The sequence below is a fragment of the Vibrio tritonius genome (assembly GCF_001547935.1).
In the GTDB taxonomy this organism is placed as follows: domain Bacteria; phylum Pseudomonadota; class Gammaproteobacteria; order Enterobacterales; family Vibrionaceae; genus Vibrio; species Vibrio tritonius.
This window is the reverse complement of the sequence record NZ_AP014635.1, coordinates 3,093,145-3,106,564: the sequence shown is the minus strand read 5'-3', so window position 1 is coordinate 3,106,564 and position 13,420 is coordinate 3,093,145. Positions and strand designations below refer to the sequence as shown.

Annotated in this window: 15 protein-coding genes; 11 read left to right on the top strand and 4 right to left on the bottom strand. The window is 44.7% G+C overall.

The window, feature by feature from the left end:
* The first annotated feature begins 26 nt into the window (after positions 1 to 26).
* From rpmJ to rplQ, 6 genes are all read left to right on the top strand, one after another.
* Complete coding sequence (rpmJ, locus tag JCM16456_RS13765; protein ID WP_039969906.1) at positions 27 to 140, top strand: 50S ribosomal protein L36; 114 nt, start codon at positions 27 to 29, stop codon at positions 138 to 140.
* Positions 141 to 288: 148 nt separating this feature from the next.
* Positions 289 to 645: a 30S ribosomal protein S13 gene (gene rpsM / locus JCM16456_RS13760; RefSeq protein ID WP_068715282.1), complete on the top strand. Its 357-nt coding sequence runs from the start codon at positions 289 to 291 to the stop codon at positions 643 to 645.
* A gap of 19 nt (positions 646 to 664) precedes the next feature.
* Complete coding sequence (gene rpsK / locus JCM16456_RS13755; RefSeq protein WP_001118870.1) at positions 665 to 1,054, top strand: 30S ribosomal protein S11; 390 nt, start codon at positions 665 to 667, stop codon at positions 1,052 to 1,054.
* 27 nt (positions 1,055 to 1,081) lie between these two features.
* Entirely contained in the window at positions 1,082 to 1,702 is a 621-nt protein-coding gene (gene rpsD / locus JCM16456_RS13750; RefSeq protein WP_014230671.1) for a 30S ribosomal protein S4, read from the top strand.
* A gap of 24 nt (positions 1,703 to 1,726) precedes the next feature.
* Positions 1,727 to 2,719, top strand: a complete 993-nt coding sequence (locus tag JCM16456_RS13745) for a DNA-directed RNA polymerase subunit alpha (RefSeq protein WP_068715280.1) — start codon at positions 1,727 to 1,729, stop codon at positions 2,717 to 2,719.
* Positions 2,720 to 2,745: 26 nt separating this feature from the next.
* Positions 2,746 to 3,126 (top strand): 50S ribosomal protein L17, encoded by a 381-nt coding sequence (rplQ, locus tag JCM16456_RS13740; RefSeq protein ID WP_068715278.1) that lies wholly within the window; start codon positions 2,746 to 2,748, stop codon positions 3,124 to 3,126.
* A gap of 335 nt (positions 3,127 to 3,461) precedes the next feature.
* Here rplQ and JCM16456_RS13735 read toward each other — a convergent pair whose 3' ends face one another.
* The gene (locus tag JCM16456_RS13735; RefSeq protein WP_068715276.1) at positions 3,462 to 4,082 is read right to left on the bottom strand and encodes an FKBP-type peptidyl-prolyl cis-trans isomerase; all 621 of its coding nucleotides are present in this window, start codon (positions 4,080 to 4,082) and stop codon (positions 3,462 to 3,464) included.
* Positions 4,083 to 4,314: 232 nt separating this feature from the next.
* On the opposite strand from JCM16456_RS13735, the gene JCM16456_RS13730 reads away from it, so the two are divergent.
* The gene (locus JCM16456_RS13730; protein WP_068715274.1) at positions 4,315 to 4,872 is read left to right on the top strand and encodes a LysM-like peptidoglycan-binding domain-containing protein; all 558 of its coding nucleotides are present in this window, start codon (positions 4,315 to 4,317) and stop codon (positions 4,870 to 4,872) included.
* 74 nt (positions 4,873 to 4,946) lie between these two features.
* Here JCM16456_RS13730 and JCM16456_RS13725 read toward each other — a convergent pair whose 3' ends face one another.
* The 3 genes from JCM16456_RS13725 to cpdB form a co-directional block, all read right to left on the bottom strand.
* Positions 4,947 to 5,417, bottom strand: a complete 471-nt coding sequence (locus JCM16456_RS13725; protein ID WP_068715272.1) for a GNAT family N-acetyltransferase — start codon at positions 5,415 to 5,417, stop codon at positions 4,947 to 4,949.
* A 70-nt stretch (positions 5,418 to 5,487) separates the two neighbouring features.
* Complete coding sequence (locus JCM16456_RS13720) at positions 5,488 to 6,009, bottom strand: Crp/Fnr family transcriptional regulator (protein WP_068715270.1); 522 nt, start codon at positions 6,007 to 6,009, stop codon at positions 5,488 to 5,490.
* Positions 6,010 to 6,079: 70 nt separating this feature from the next.
* Positions 6,080 to 8,044 (bottom strand): 2',3'-cyclic-nucleotide 2'-phosphodiesterase, encoded by a 1,965-nt coding sequence (gene cpdB, locus JCM16456_RS13715; RefSeq protein ID WP_068715268.1) that lies wholly within the window; start codon positions 8,042 to 8,044, stop codon positions 6,080 to 6,082.
* 281 nt (positions 8,045 to 8,325) lie between these two features.
* On the opposite strand from cpdB, the gene cobA reads away from it, so the two are divergent.
* Genes cobA through JCM16456_RS13695 form a run of 4 tightly spaced genes read left to right on the top strand, consistent with a single transcriptional unit; the run spans position 8,326 to position 13,401 of the window.
* Positions 8,326 to 9,216, top strand: coding sequence for a uroporphyrinogen-III C-methyltransferase (gene cobA, locus JCM16456_RS13710; protein ID WP_068715267.1), 891 nt, complete (start codon positions 8,326 to 8,328; stop codon positions 9,214 to 9,216).
* A gap of 39 nt (positions 9,217 to 9,255) precedes the next feature.
* Positions 9,256 to 10,188 carry a sulfate adenylyltransferase subunit CysD gene (gene cysD, locus JCM16456_RS13705; RefSeq protein ID WP_269450972.1) on the top strand — a complete coding sequence of 311 codons (933 nt, stop codon included), beginning with the start codon at positions 9,256 to 9,258 and terminating at the stop codon, positions 10,186 to 10,188.
* 18 nt (positions 10,189 to 10,206) lie between these two features.
* Positions 10,207 to 11,634 carry a sulfate adenylyltransferase subunit CysN gene (gene cysN, locus JCM16456_RS13700; protein ID WP_068715263.1) on the top strand — a complete coding sequence of 476 codons (1,428 nt, stop codon included), beginning with the start codon at positions 10,207 to 10,209 and terminating at the stop codon, positions 11,632 to 11,634.
* Positions 11,635 to 11,676: 42 nt separating this feature from the next.
* Entirely contained in the window at positions 11,677 to 13,401 is a 1,725-nt protein-coding gene (locus tag JCM16456_RS13695; RefSeq protein ID WP_068715261.1) for an SLC13 family permease, read from the top strand.
* The last annotated feature ends 19 nt before the right edge of the window (positions 13,402 to 13,420 follow it).

Genomic DNA, 13,420 nt, shown 5'->3' with positions numbered 1-13,420 from the left:
TCTGATTACATTTACGGAGTTTAGCAATGAAAGTTCGTGCTTCCGTTAAAAAAATCTGCCGTAACTGCAAAATTATCAAACGTAACGGTGTCGTTCGCGTTATTTGCAGTGAGCCTAAGCACAAGCAGCGCCAAGGCTAATTAGCAGAAATTTTTACTTGAAAAATAAGGTAGTGTCGAGTATATTCCTCGGCCTACCTTTTGCGTGCAAAAGAAGTAGTATACCGCAGCGTATCCTCAACGGGCTCTGCTGCGGATAATTCTTTAATAGAGTACCTAGGAGTGAATAGTGGCCCGTATAGCAGGCATTAACATTCCTGATCAAAAACATGCCGTAATTGCATTAACATCAATCTACGGTATTGGCAAAACTCGCTCTCAAGCTATCCTAGCTGAAGTGGGTATTGCTGAAGATGTTAAGATCAGTGAACTAACTGAAGAGCAGATCAATCAACTGCGTGATGGTGTAGCTAAGTACACTGTAGAGGGTGATCTACGTCGTGAAGTATCCATGAACATCAAGCGTCTTATGGACCTTGGCTGTTACCGTGGTCTTCGTCATCGTCGCAGTCTACCACTACGTGGACAGCGTACTAAAACCAACGCACGTACTCGTAAGGGTCCGCGCAAGCCGATCAAGAAATAGTCGGGAAGGGTAGAGTACAATGGCAAAACAACCAACTCGCGCACGTAAACGCGTACGCAAACAAGTTGCTGATGGCGTAGCGCATATCCACGCATCTTTCAACAATACAATCGTAACCATTACTGACCGTCAAGGTAACGCTCTAGCATGGGCAACTGCAGGTGGTTCAGGTTTCCGTGGTTCTCGTAAGTCAACTCCGTTCGCTGCACAGGTTGCTGCTGAACGTTGTGCTGAAATGGCTAAAGAATACGGCCTAAAGAACTTGGAAGTTATGGTTAAGGGTCCTGGTCCAGGTCGTGAATCTACTGTTCGCGCACTGAACGCTGCTGGTTTCCGTATCACAAACATCGTTGATGCGACACCAATCCCTCATAACGGTTGTCGTCCACCTAAGAAACGTCGCGTATAACGTTTCTAGGAACATTGGAGAAAGATCATGGCAAGATATTTGGGTCCTAAGCTTAAGCTTAGCCGCCGCGAAGGTACTGACTTGTTCCTTAAGTCAGGCGTTCGTGCGATTGATACCAAGTGTAAAATCGATAACGCACCAGGTGTACACGGCGCTCGTCGCGGTCGTCTATCTGAGTATGGCGTTCAGCTTCGTGAGAAGCAAAAAGTTCGTCGTATGTACGGCGTGCTTGAAAAGCAATTCCGTAACTACTACAAAGAAGCAGCTCGCCTAAAAGGTAACACTGGTGAGAACCTACTTCAGCTTCTAGAAGGTCGTCTAGATAACGTAGTTTACCGCATGGGCTTTGGCGCAACTCGCGCAGAAGCACGTCAGCTAGTTAGCCACAAAGCTATCCTAGTTAACGGTAAAGTTGTAAACGTTCCTTCTTTCAAAGTTGCGGCTAACGACGTTGTTTCTATCCGCGAGAAAGCTAAACAGCAATCTCGTATTAAAGCTGCTCTAGAAGTTGCTGAACAACGCGAAAAACCAACTTGGATTGAAGTAGATGGTGGCAAGATGGAAGGTACATTCAAGCGTATGCCTGAACGTTCTGATCTATCAGCTGACATCAACGAACAATTGATCGTCGAGCTTTACTCTAAGTAAGGTTTAAACTAAAGAGAGGACACAATGCAGGGTTCTGTAACAGAATTTCTTAAGCCACGTCTTGTTGATATCGAACAGATCAGCGCGACACACGCAAAAGTAACTCTTGAGCCGTTAGAGCGTGGTTTCGGCCATACTCTGGGTAATGCACTTCGCCGAATTCTTCTATCTTCTATGCCTGGCTGTGCAGTCACGGAAGCGGAGATTGAAGGCGTACTTCACGAATACAGCACCAAAGAAGGTGTTCAGGAAGATATCCTTGAGATTCTACTGAACCTGAAGGGATTAGCTGTTCGCGTTGCTGACGGCAAAGATGAAGTGTTCATTACACTAAACAAATCAGGCTCGGGCCCTGTGGTTGCAGGTGACATCACCCATGATGGTGATGTAGAGATCGTAAACCCTGAGCACGTTATTTGTCATCTAACCGATGATAACGCTGAGATCGCAATGCGTATCAAAGTTCAACGTGGCCGCGGTTATGTTCCGGCGTCTGCCCGTATCCATACCGAAGAAGACGAGCGTCCTATCGGCCGTTTGCTAGTCGATGCAACCTTCAGCCCTGTAGACAAAATTGCCTACTCAGTTGCTGCAGCGCGTGTTGAACAGCGTACAGACCTGGACAAGCTAGTTATCGATATGGAAACGAATGGCACTCTTGAACCTGAGGAAGCTATCCGTCGTGCAGCAACTATTCTTGCTGAACAATTGGATGCATTCGTAGATCTTCGTGATGTACGAGTTCCTGAGGAGAAAGAAGAGAAACCAGAATTCGATCCTATCCTACTGCGTCCTGTAGACGATCTTGAACTAACAGTTCGCTCTGCTAACTGTTTGAAAGCAGAAGCGATTCACTACATCGGTGATCTGGTGCAACGTACTGAAGTTGAGCTTCTTAAAACGCCAAACTTAGGTAAAAAATCTCTTACAGAGATTAAAGACGTTCTTGCATCGCGTGGTTTGTCTCTGGGTATGCGCCTAGAAAACTGGCCACCAGCGTCAATTGCAGAAGATTAATCGATACTAGTTAGAAGGATTAGGTCATGCGCCATCGTAAGAGTGGTCGTCAACTCAACCGCAACAGCTCACATCGCAAAGCGATGTTTAGCAACATGGCTAGCTCTCTGGTACGTCATGAAGTTATCAAGACAACTTTACCAAAAGCAAAAGAGCTACGTCGCGTAGTTGAGCCTTTGATTACACTAGCTAAGACTGACAGCGTTGCAAACCGTCGTCTAGCATTTGCTCGCACTCGTGATAACGAAGTTGTAGCAAAACTATTTAACGAACTAGGTCCACGTTTCGCAGCACGTCAAGGTGGCTACACTCGTATTCTTAAGTGTGGTTTCCGTGCTGGTGATAAAGCTCCAATGGCATACATTGAGCTTGTAGATCGCCCAGAAGCAGAAGCTGCTGCTGAGTAATCAGTTCGAGAAAATGAAAAAACCGGGCATTTATGTCCGGTTTTTTTTCGTCTGTTATTTGGGGCCTGTACTCGTTGATGAAGCTCTGAAGTCTGCATCTTGAGGTCATTTGGGTATAGCCATTACCGTCATTATTTGATCATTCTTGCGGCTAAAAGCAGTGATAACTTCGTTTTGAGACTTTGCAATTAGAAGCACTATTTTACTGCAATCTATGCGGCATTCTTTGCTGGTTTCCTGCCATCACTCACCGCTTAATTACCACAATTGATATTTCTTCAGAATAAAAAAACGGCGCCATAGGGCACCGTTAAGCAATTAAGTTTGATATAGAATTATAGGATATCTAGTAGTTCTACTTCGAATACAAGAGCTGCAAATGGAGGGATTGCTGCACCAGCACCACGCTCGCCGTAAGCAAGATCTTGTGGTACGTACAGTTTCCATTTAGAGCCAACAGGCATTAGTTGAAGTGCTTCAACCCAGCCTTTGATTACGCCAGTTACTGGGAATTCAGCTGGTTGACCGCGACGTACTGAGCTATCAAATACGGTACCGTCTACAAGTTCACCGTGGTAGTGAACACGAACAGACTTGTCTGCAGTTGGGATTTCACCAGTACCTTCAGTCAGTACTTCGTATTGAAGGCCAGACTCAAGAACCGTTACTTCTGAACGAAGAGCGTTGTCTTTCAGGAAGCTTTCGCCTTCTGATGCAGCAGCTTTTGCAGCTTCACGACGAGTTTCTTCTGCACGTTGGTGAAGAGCTTGTAATGCGTTGTTGATTTCATCGATTTCGATTGCTGGCATGTCACCAACCAATGCAGTAGCAATACCTGCTGCGATGGCGTCAACGTTTAGGCCTTCTAGACCACTACCTGCAAGTTGTTGGCCCATTTGTAGACCAATACCGTAGCTTGCTTTTTGCTCTACAGTTTCAAATTTCACTTCAGACATAAATATCACTCTTTGTCTTAGTTGGATAAAGGCGAAAGCATAGCAGGTTCACGCTTAGGATGAAACGGCTGGCGGGAAATCCGCTCGAAAAGGTGTTAAGGTGTGAGCAACCTCAGTATCTGGTTGAGAAAAATACAAGATATTGTCAAGGTTACGTTTTACTGTAGTCGACCTCTATACTCTAGGCATGTGAATTTTTATACTGTAACTGTTTGAGCAGTGGATACTTACCATGAATCGTCGCAAGAAGAAAAAGCAAGAAACAGATTACTGGCTAACCATTAAAGAGCGCATCGAGCAAGTGGATTGGCGTGTTGTTTGGTGTAACACCAAAGCGTTGTGGCTAGGATTGCCCAAATTACATCGTCGGGTTTTGTCTGTGCTTATCCCTCTAGAGTTGCTTTTGATGGTGGTTCCCATGCCAACGTTCGTTAATGAGGAACCGTCGACCGAACAACGCATATCAGTTAACGTGAATCGAGTTGGTCTTAGTAGCCAATTGAGTGAAGAGAATAAAGCGCCTCAATCAAAGATGTGGCACCAATATATAGTTAAAAGTGGTGATACATTAGCTGAAGTGTTTCGCTCCAATTCAATCCCTATGGCTGACCTAAATGCTCTGGTTCGTATAGAGGGTGGTGATAAGCCCCTGAGTCATATAAAAGCGGGGCAGTTGATTCGTTATAAAATGACGACCAAGGGCGATCTTGACATCTTACAGTTGGAAAAAGGCGATCAGTCAGTGATGTTTTTACGAATGTCTGATGGATCGTTTGGCCGCAGTAACTAAAGAGAGCAAGATAAACTTACTCTCTACGTCGTTGTTATACCTATCGTCGCCATTATCTAATAGCGTCGCTGGGATTATGCGTCACGAATCATTTCTATATGCGGGATATTATCAAGCATGAAAGGTTCAGATACTTTTACAAACCCATGTTGCTCATAAAAGACCTGCAAATGTGCTTGGGCTTCTATCTCTATTGGCTGATTTGGCCACAATCGATTCGTGTGTTGAATTGCCTGTGTCATTAATTGATGTCCCAAACCATTACCTCGCGCTTGTGCCAGCGTAATGACTCGTCCAATACTGGGTGATGCAAAGCTGACCTCTGGCGCTAAAAGACGACTGTAGGCGACAATTTCACCATCTTTTATCCCTAGTAGATGTCTGACTTCTGGATGGCGGTCTTTGTTATCCAATTCATGATATGGACAGTTTTGTTCTACGATAAAGACATCAACGCGTAAACGGAGAATGTCGTAAAGCTGATGAGTGGTTAGCTGTTCAAAGCTCAAGCACTGCCATTCGATATTTGTGTTTGTTGCTTCCATCTGGTTTTTGTCTCTCGCTATCATCCCTACAACTAACGTGTCGGACCTTGTTTGGGTTTATCGCTTGCCGTTAACCAAGGTATCGGCGTAACAGCTCATGAGGAACTTTATCACACAGATGAGCAAAGTGTTGTTGAAAGAGTTGCCAGCGCTCGTGTGCACTAAAAAGACAGTTAAAACGTTGTTTTTGTGCTTGCTGGACACTGTAAAGCTCCAACAATTGCAGATAGAGGTGAGGGGACTCTTTTCGCCAGTTGGCTACCATCGCAAGCGGAATTTCAATCAGTTGAATTTCTGTCAATGATTCAACCAAACAGTCGATCGGTTCATCCAATACCATACTTTCACAAGGAATAATCCACTCTTGCTCGTAGATAAGTTCTTTGGTGACCTCTTGCTGATCATCGGTGAGATAACTGCTATGGCATAGCCCGGAGTTTAGCCAATACAGCGATTCGGGATGTTCTCCTTGATGGTGAAGAATATGCCTAGTGGGCAGCTCAATGACTTTTCCAATATCACATAACGTCCTGGCATCAATGGTCGTAAATCCATGCTGGGTTAAGTAATCAAAAAATGGCTGTTCAAGCATCAGAAATTCCTCATAAAAATGCCGTTACGGATTAGGTAACGGCACATACTAATGGGTTAAGAATAATCGATCACTCTTTTTGTAAGTCGATACGATAGATAGCAAAACCATTATCATCGAGACCCACTTTGGTCATCGGATACTGTTTTTTCTGCTGAATAAACTGTGTGGCTTTGTCACTTGGCGAGGTTTCAAAGCGGATATCCAGTTTAGTGTGGCTCGCTATTGGTGCAAATGACCAATTATTATCCGCACTTGGCGTGATTTCTCCCTGCTCTTTACTGACTCGAGAGATATAGTTAGCCACAACGGTACGGTTTTCATCAGGGGCATCAAAGGCAACGTATTGAGCGCCAGTGCCAGCAAATTTTTCACCATAAGCACGGTAGTTATTCGTCGCGACGATGAAATGTTGCTTCGGATTAATTGGTTTACCTTGATAGGTCAGGTTAACGATTCGAGATGAATCGGGATGTAATGGCTGACATTCACCATCAAATTTTGCAGGTTGAGTAACATCGATCTGATATTTGATCCCGTCCATCACATCAAAGTTATACGTTCTAAAGCCATCCCAGTTGATCAACGATTGTGGTTTGGTGGTATTGGGGTCAATTTGATTAAATTGACCGGCAGAACATTCAAGCCAATCTTTGACTTGTTGCCCCGTGACTTTTAAAGCAACCAGAGTATTTGGGTAGAGATAAAGATCCGCTGCGTTACGAAACGAGAGCTGACCCGCTTCGACTTCGGTGTAGTTGGATGGATCATTTTTACGTCCCCCCACTTTAAACGGAGCGGCTGCCGATAATACCGGTAAGCCGTCGAGATCCGGATCACCTTGGATAAACTGTTTCACATAATCGGTTTGTGCCAAGTTCACGATCTGAATGGTAGGATCATCTTGTTCCAGAGCCAAATAGCTGTACATCACATCATTTGCTTTGCCGATGGGTTGGTTTACAAATTGACGAGTGGCTGCATGGTCTGCGGCAAGTGCTTTAACAATGGCAGGATCGGGTTCAGCAAGTGAGCGGTTATTGGCACTATCAAAAATGGGGCGGGCTTGTGAACGACCATCGATAACGTTCCATTGCCCATGTTGTTTTGATAACGTTAGATCGATAACGCCCACATGGCTACCCCAGCGACCCGGCATCACCGATGCAACACCGTTAATTGTGCCCTTTGTGTCATCAATATTGGGTAAATGTTCAAAACCTTTACCTGGGAAGACGGCATGCGCATGACCAAAAGCGATGGCGTCAATTCCTTTTACGGTAGAGAGGTAATAAACCGAGTTTTCAGCGCCAACCTTGTATGGATCAGTTGATAGACCAGAGTGGGGAATGGCGACAATCACATCTGCGCCTTTCGCTTTCATTTCAGGAATGAGCTGTTCAGCGGTCTCTTTAATATCTTTGACCACTACTTTCCCTGCGAGATTTTTCTTATCCCACACCATGATTTGTGGTGGTGCGAAACCGATGTAGCCGACTTTAAGTGTCTGCATTTGGCCGTCGGTATCTTGTAAACGGTAGGTGCGAATCAGGTAAGGGGTAAAAAAGTGTTTGCCTGTTTTCGCATCGTAAATATTGGCATTGATGTAAGGAAATTTAGCATCATTGATGCTCTCTTTAAGAAAGTCGATGCCGTAATTAAATTCATGATTGCCAAAATTACCCACTTCATAAGGTAGCGTATTCATCGCTTTATACACGGGGTGGATTTCACCGGGCTTGATGCCTTTAGCCGCCATGTAGTCACCCATCGGGCTGCCTTGGATTAAATCTCCGTTATCAATAAAAAGCGCGTTCTTAACTTCATTTCGTGCATTTTTAGCGACAGTCGCAGCGCGATCGAGGCCAATTTTTTCTGAAGGTTTATCTTTGTAATAATCGTAATCCATTACGTTTGCATGGATATCAGTGGTTTCAATAATACGAAGTTTAAGCGTGTCGGCCATCGCTGTACTTGAGATAGACAAAAGTCCACACAATACCGCGACAGAAAGAGGTTTAAGTGCCACTGCCATTTCCTATTCCATCCCTATTTATGAGAGTAAAAACTCTATCACGATAACAAATTTGCAAGAAACAAAGAGTTAAGTGCCCAGCAAATTGTGATATTACGCACCTCAATGCTTAGGCATCATCCCTTGTGGAACAATGACTTGGCTACAAATACACCACCCTAATGCTTCAACTGTGCCAATCTCTTATCAATTTTTCGAATAAAAAATGAAATTATAGAATTTCCGGTAATAAATTCGACTCATCATAATGCGAAACATGAATTGAGTAAGGGATGACAAAGATGGCCGACGTTGTAGACGTGTCCTCATCAGTAAACAAGGCGCCTAGATTAGTTTCAATTGAAACGGGTGTATTAAGCCAAGCGGTTAGCCGATTATCACCAAGCCAATTACGCGCGGGTGAAGTGGCATTGGTTGGTGCAGGTCCAGGTGACCCAGAATTGCTGACGGTAAAAGCGCTCAACTTTTTGCAGCAAGCAGATGTGGTGTTGTACGACTACTTAGTCTCAGATGAAATTATGTCCTTGATTCCAAGTGATGTGATTTTAGTGTGCGTTGGTAAACGCGCTGGTCATCATAGCGTTCCTCAAGATAAAACCAACCAGCTCTTGGTGGATTTTGCCAAGCAAGGACATCGAGTGGTACGCATCAAAGGTGGCGATCCCTTTATGTTCGGTCGTGGTGGAGAAGAGCTTGAAGTGCTGTTTGATGCAGGAGTTCGTTTTCACGTCGTTCCGGGCATTACTGCGGCGGCTGGGGCTACGGCTTATGCTGGTATTCCGCTTACCCACAGGGATTTTGCTCAGTCCGCTTTATTTGTGACAGGACACAGCAAGTTAGAATCGCAGGATGTGGATTGGTCAACCCTAGCTCGTGGCAATCAAACCTTGGTTATCTATATGGGATTAATGAAGTCGCAAGAGATAGCTGAGCAGTTGATTCTTCATGGTCGTAAAGCATCCACACCGATAGCCATTATCGAACGTGGTACGCAAGCGGCGCAGAAGGTGTACCGAGGAGAGCTTGCGCAACTGGCGCAATTAGCAAAGCAGGCAGAATCGCCAGCGCTGATTGTGGTTGGTGAGGTGGTTTCTCTGGCGGATAAGCTGCAATGGTTCGGGCAAGACACTCAGATAGAAGCTCAGACAGAAGCTCAATTCCAATACGCTTAAAGACATTACTCATATTGCAAGAGTCAAAGGGCCAAGCCCATCGGCAAACTAAAAGGAAGCAATAAGATGGATCAACAACGCTTAACTCATTTGAAAAAACTTGAGGCTGAAAGCATCCATATCATCCGTGAAGTGGCAGCGGAATTTTCCAATCCAGTGATGATGTATTCGATTGGTAAAGATTCTTCTGTCATGTTGCACCTAGCGCGTAAAGCCTTTTATCCAGGGAAGCTTCCATTTCCACTTCTGCATGTGGATACCAACTGGAAATTCCAAGAGATGATCAAGTTTCGTGATGAGACGGCGAAGAAATACGACTTGGATCTGATCGTACATAAAAACCCGGAAGGGTTAGCCATGAATATCAGTCCATTCGAAAATGGTTCAAAACACACCGATGTAATGAAAACCCAAGGTTTAAAGCAAGCGTTGAACAAATACGGTTTTGATGCTGCGTTTGGTGGCGCTCGTCGTGACGAAGAAAAGTCACGGGCGAAAGAGCGTGTTTACTCTTTTCGTGACAAAAACCACACCTGGGATCCGAAGAACCAGCGTCCAGAGCTTTGGCACACGTATAACGGCCAAATCAACAAAGGCGAAAGCATTCGTGTTTTCCCGCTCTCTAACTGGACTGAACTGGATATCTGGCAATACATCTATCTAGAAGGGATTGAAATCGTTCCTCTTTACTACTCTGCTGTTCGTCCAGTGGTTGAGCGTGATGGCATGATTATCATGAAAGATGATGACCGTTTGGAACTGCTTCCTGGTGAAGAGTTGCAACATAAGAGCGTTCGTTTCCGTACTCTAGGTTGTTACCCATTGACTGGTGCTGTTGAGTCGAAAGCGCAAACGTTGCCAGAAATCATCGAAGAAATGTTGGTCACAACGTCAAGTGAACGACAAGGACGCGCGATCGACCACGATCAGTCGGGATCGATGGAATTGAAAAAACGTCAAGGTTACTTCTAAGGATCTAAGGAATAGAGAATGAATAATGCAGTTCAAGCTCAACTCGCTGAGCTAGGTATTGAAGGTTACCTCAATCAACACCAACACAAATCATTACTGCGCTTCCTTACCTGTGGATCCGTAGATGATGGTAAAAGTACGCTAATTGGTCGTTTGCTCCATGACTCTAAACAGATTTATGAAGATCAATTGGCTGCAGTTCGTTCCGATAGCCAACGTGTAGGGACTACCGGCGATCGTCCTGACCTTGCCTTGTTAGTGGATGGTCTACAGGCCGAGCGTGAGCAGGGCATCACTATCGATGTGGCTTATCGTTACTTCTCAACCAAGAAACGTAAGTTCATCATTGCCGATACTCCAGGACATGAGCAATACACCCGTAATATGGCGACAGGGGCGTCAACGTGTGATGTTGCGGTTATTTTGATCGATGGTCGTAAGGGCGTGTTGGATCAGACTCGTCGTCACTCATTTATTTCAAACCTTCTTGGAATCAAGCACTTTGTTGTTGCAGTGAACAAGATGGACCTTGTTGATTATTCACAAGCTCGTTTTGAAGAGATCAAACAGCAATATCTAGAGTTTTCTGAGCATCTACGTGGTTCAACGGATATTAGTATTATTCCCATTTCGGCGTTAGAAGGTGATCACGTGGTGGATCGCAGTGCCAATATGACATGGTACGAAGGCCCAACTTTGCTTGAGCTTCTGGAAGACGTCAATGTGGATGCGCCAAAAGGCAATCAAGAGTTCCGTTTCCCTGTGCAATACGTGAATCGTCCCAATCTCGATTTCCGCGGTTTTGCTGGCACGATCTCCTCTGGTTCTATTGCTGTTGGTGACAAGATTAAAGTGTTGCCATCAGGTAAAGAATCTACTATTGCGCGCATTGTGACCTTTGATGGTGACTTACCAAGTGCTCAAGCAGGATTGGCTGTAACGCTAACGCTTGCGGATGAAATTGATATTAGTCGTGGTGACTTAATTGTTCATCAACAGGCGGATGTTGCACAAACTAACCATTTGCTTGCAGATGTGGTGTGGATGACGGATGAGCCTCTGGCAGCAAATCGTGATTACGACATCAAGATTGCAGGTAAGAAAACGGTTGGTCACATTGAGTCTGTACGTTATCAATACGATATCAACACGTTAGATACGTTTTCTAGTAGCTCTTTACCACTCAATGGTATTGGTTTGTGTGAATGGGCATTTAATGAAACTGTTGCGCTTGATCAGTATCTCGATTGTGCAGATACCGGTGGTTTTATCATTATCGACCGTTTAACGAATGTTACCGTTGGTGCTGGTATGGTGCGTGAGAGTTTACATAAAGTAGCTGTCGATGCAGGTCAGTTTAGTGCCTTTGAATTGGAGCTAAACGCATTAGTTCGTAAGCACTTCCCTCACTGGGGTGCCAAAGATCTTAGTCAACTGATTAAGTAATATCGGGAGGGAGCGCTCGCTCCCTCGTCATAAGGACGCGGTATGTGGGAACAGGGTCTGGTTTTAGCTATTCTGGTTATGATTATCGCGTGCTTATTGCTGTCGAGAATTAAGCCCAGTATTATTTTTTCAGGTGCCGCAGTTGTCGCTTACCTATCGGGTTTGATGGATGTTACTACGTTAGCGGCCAATTTTACTAACTCTTCTTTGGTGACGTTAGTGCTACTGATGCTTGTTTCAATAGCATTGGAAAAAACGCGTCTTATCAGTTGGGTGAGTCGTAGTATTTCAAAAGGCCATCTAGGCACTGTGATTGCGAAACTAGGTTTATCAACGGCTTTTCTATCGTCATTTACCAATAATACGGCGGTGGTTGTTTCTCTAATTGGTGCGGTAAAGCGTAATCAACAACATGCACCTTCTAAACTGTTAATTCCGCTTTCTTATGCTGCGATTTTCGGCGGTACTTTAACGCTTATCGGAACATCTACTAACCTGATTATTAACAGCTTTGTTGAGGATGCTGGTTTACCTGGGCTTAACTTTTTTGCTCCAACCATGATAGGGCTTGCAGTACTCGTTGCATGCGTGCTGATCATGATTCCACTGAGTTACTTTTTGCCGAATACGGACGAGCAAACTCAGGATGATTTGCCCTACTTCCTCGAAGCGATTGTGGACCCCAACTCAACGCTGGTGGGGCGCAGTGTTGCTGAAAATAATTTGCGTGCACTACGTAAGCTTTATCTGGCGGAAGTGGTTCGTCATGGAGAAAGTCACCCTTCTGTGGAGCCTGATTTTGTTTTAGAAGCACATGATCGATTGTTGTTTTGTGGTGATGTAGAGAGTGTGTCTACATTGCAAGAGATTCCGGGGTTGACGCTGTTTGGACAACAGGAATTGAATGGTCAAAACTTTGTTGAAGTTGTGATCAGTTCATCAGCGAGCATTTGCGATAAAACTTTAAAGTCGAGTCACTTTCGTGAAAAGTTTGATGCAGTGGTAGTGGCTATTCGCCGTGGGCATGAGCGTTTAGATGGTGGTCTGGGCAACGTTGTTTTGACCGCTGGTGATACATTAGTTCTGGTTCCCGGCAAACGCTTTGAAGATCAGCGTAGTAAGAACAGCCGTGAATTTGTTTTGATCAATGATCTTGATACCAGCGCTCGTCTCGATAGCATCAAATCACTGTTTGTATTGGTTGGGTTTTTAGCCGTGATCGTGGCTGGATTACTCAATGTACTACCCATAATCAAAGGGCTCGCTATTTATCTGATCGTATTATTGGCTAGTGGAGTCCTACACATTGGTGAAGTTCGTCGCCGCTTTCCAATCGATATCGTTGCTATTGTTGGCTCGGCTCTGTCCATTGCACAGCTTATGATTTCGACTGGGTTATCTCAGCGTATGGGCGACCTTTTTATCCATGCATTTAATGGCTGGGGTGCTTTTGGCGCTATGGTGGCAACTTACTTAATTACTCTCGTTTTAACAGAGTTGATCACCAACAATGCGGCTGCTGCTTTATCCTTTCCGATTGGCTATAGCATGGCGGTTGGTTATGGAGTTGATCCTATGCCATTTATTATGGCTGTACTGTTTGGCGCGAGCGCTAGCTTTATTTCTCCTTACGGATATCAGACTAATTTATTGGTTTATAGCGTAGGGAATTACAAACTTCGAGATTATGTGCGTATCGGAATTCCGATTTCACTGGTGTATTCCACCTTAGTCATCGCACTGATTCCGGTCTTTTTTCCATTTTAATCTGTAGAGGGATGACATT

Excerpts from the sequence above, each read along its gene's own strand:
- rpmJ (WP_039969906.1), top strand. The coding sequence starts at position 27 with ATGAAAGTTCGTGCTTCCGTTAAAAAAATCTGCCGTAACTGCAAAATT.
- JCM16456_RS13720 (WP_068715270.1), bottom strand. The coding sequence starts at position 6,009 with ATGCTTGAACAGCCATTTTTTGATTACTTAACCCAGCATGGATTTACG.
- JCM16456_RS13735 (WP_068715276.1), bottom strand. The coding sequence starts at position 4,082 with ATGTCTGAAGTGAAATTTGAAACTGTAGAGCAAAAAGCAAGCTACGGT.
- JCM16456_RS13695 (WP_068715261.1), top strand. The coding sequence starts at position 11,677 with ATGTGGGAACAGGGTCTGGTTTTAGCTATTCTGGTTATGATTATCGCG.
- cysN (WP_068715263.1), top strand. The coding sequence starts at position 10,207 with ATGAATAATGCAGTTCAAGCTCAACTCGCTGAGCTAGGTATTGAAGGT.
- JCM16456_RS13745 (WP_068715280.1), top strand. The coding sequence starts at position 1,727 with ATGCAGGGTTCTGTAACAGAATTTCTTAAGCCACGTCTTGTTGATATC.
- rplQ (WP_068715278.1), top strand. The coding sequence starts at position 2,746 with ATGCGCCATCGTAAGAGTGGTCGTCAACTCAACCGCAACAGCTCACAT.
- JCM16456_RS13725 (WP_068715272.1), bottom strand. The coding sequence starts at position 5,417 with ATGGAAGCAACAAACACAAATATCGAATGGCAGTGCTTGAGCTTTGAA.
- cpdB (WP_068715268.1), bottom strand. The coding sequence starts at position 8,044 with ATGGCAGTGGCACTTAAACCTCTTTCTGTCGCGGTATTGTGTGGACTT.
- cobA (WP_068715267.1), top strand. The coding sequence starts at position 8,326 with ATGGCCGACGTTGTAGACGTGTCCTCATCAGTAAACAAGGCGCCTAGA.
- rpsK (WP_001118870.1), top strand. The coding sequence starts at position 665 with ATGGCAAAACAACCAACTCGCGCACGTAAACGCGTACGCAAACAAGTT.
- rpsD (WP_014230671.1), top strand. The coding sequence starts at position 1,082 with ATGGCAAGATATTTGGGTCCTAAGCTTAAGCTTAGCCGCCGCGAAGGT.
- JCM16456_RS13730 (WP_068715274.1), top strand. The coding sequence starts at position 4,315 with ATGAATCGTCGCAAGAAGAAAAAGCAAGAAACAGATTACTGGCTAACC.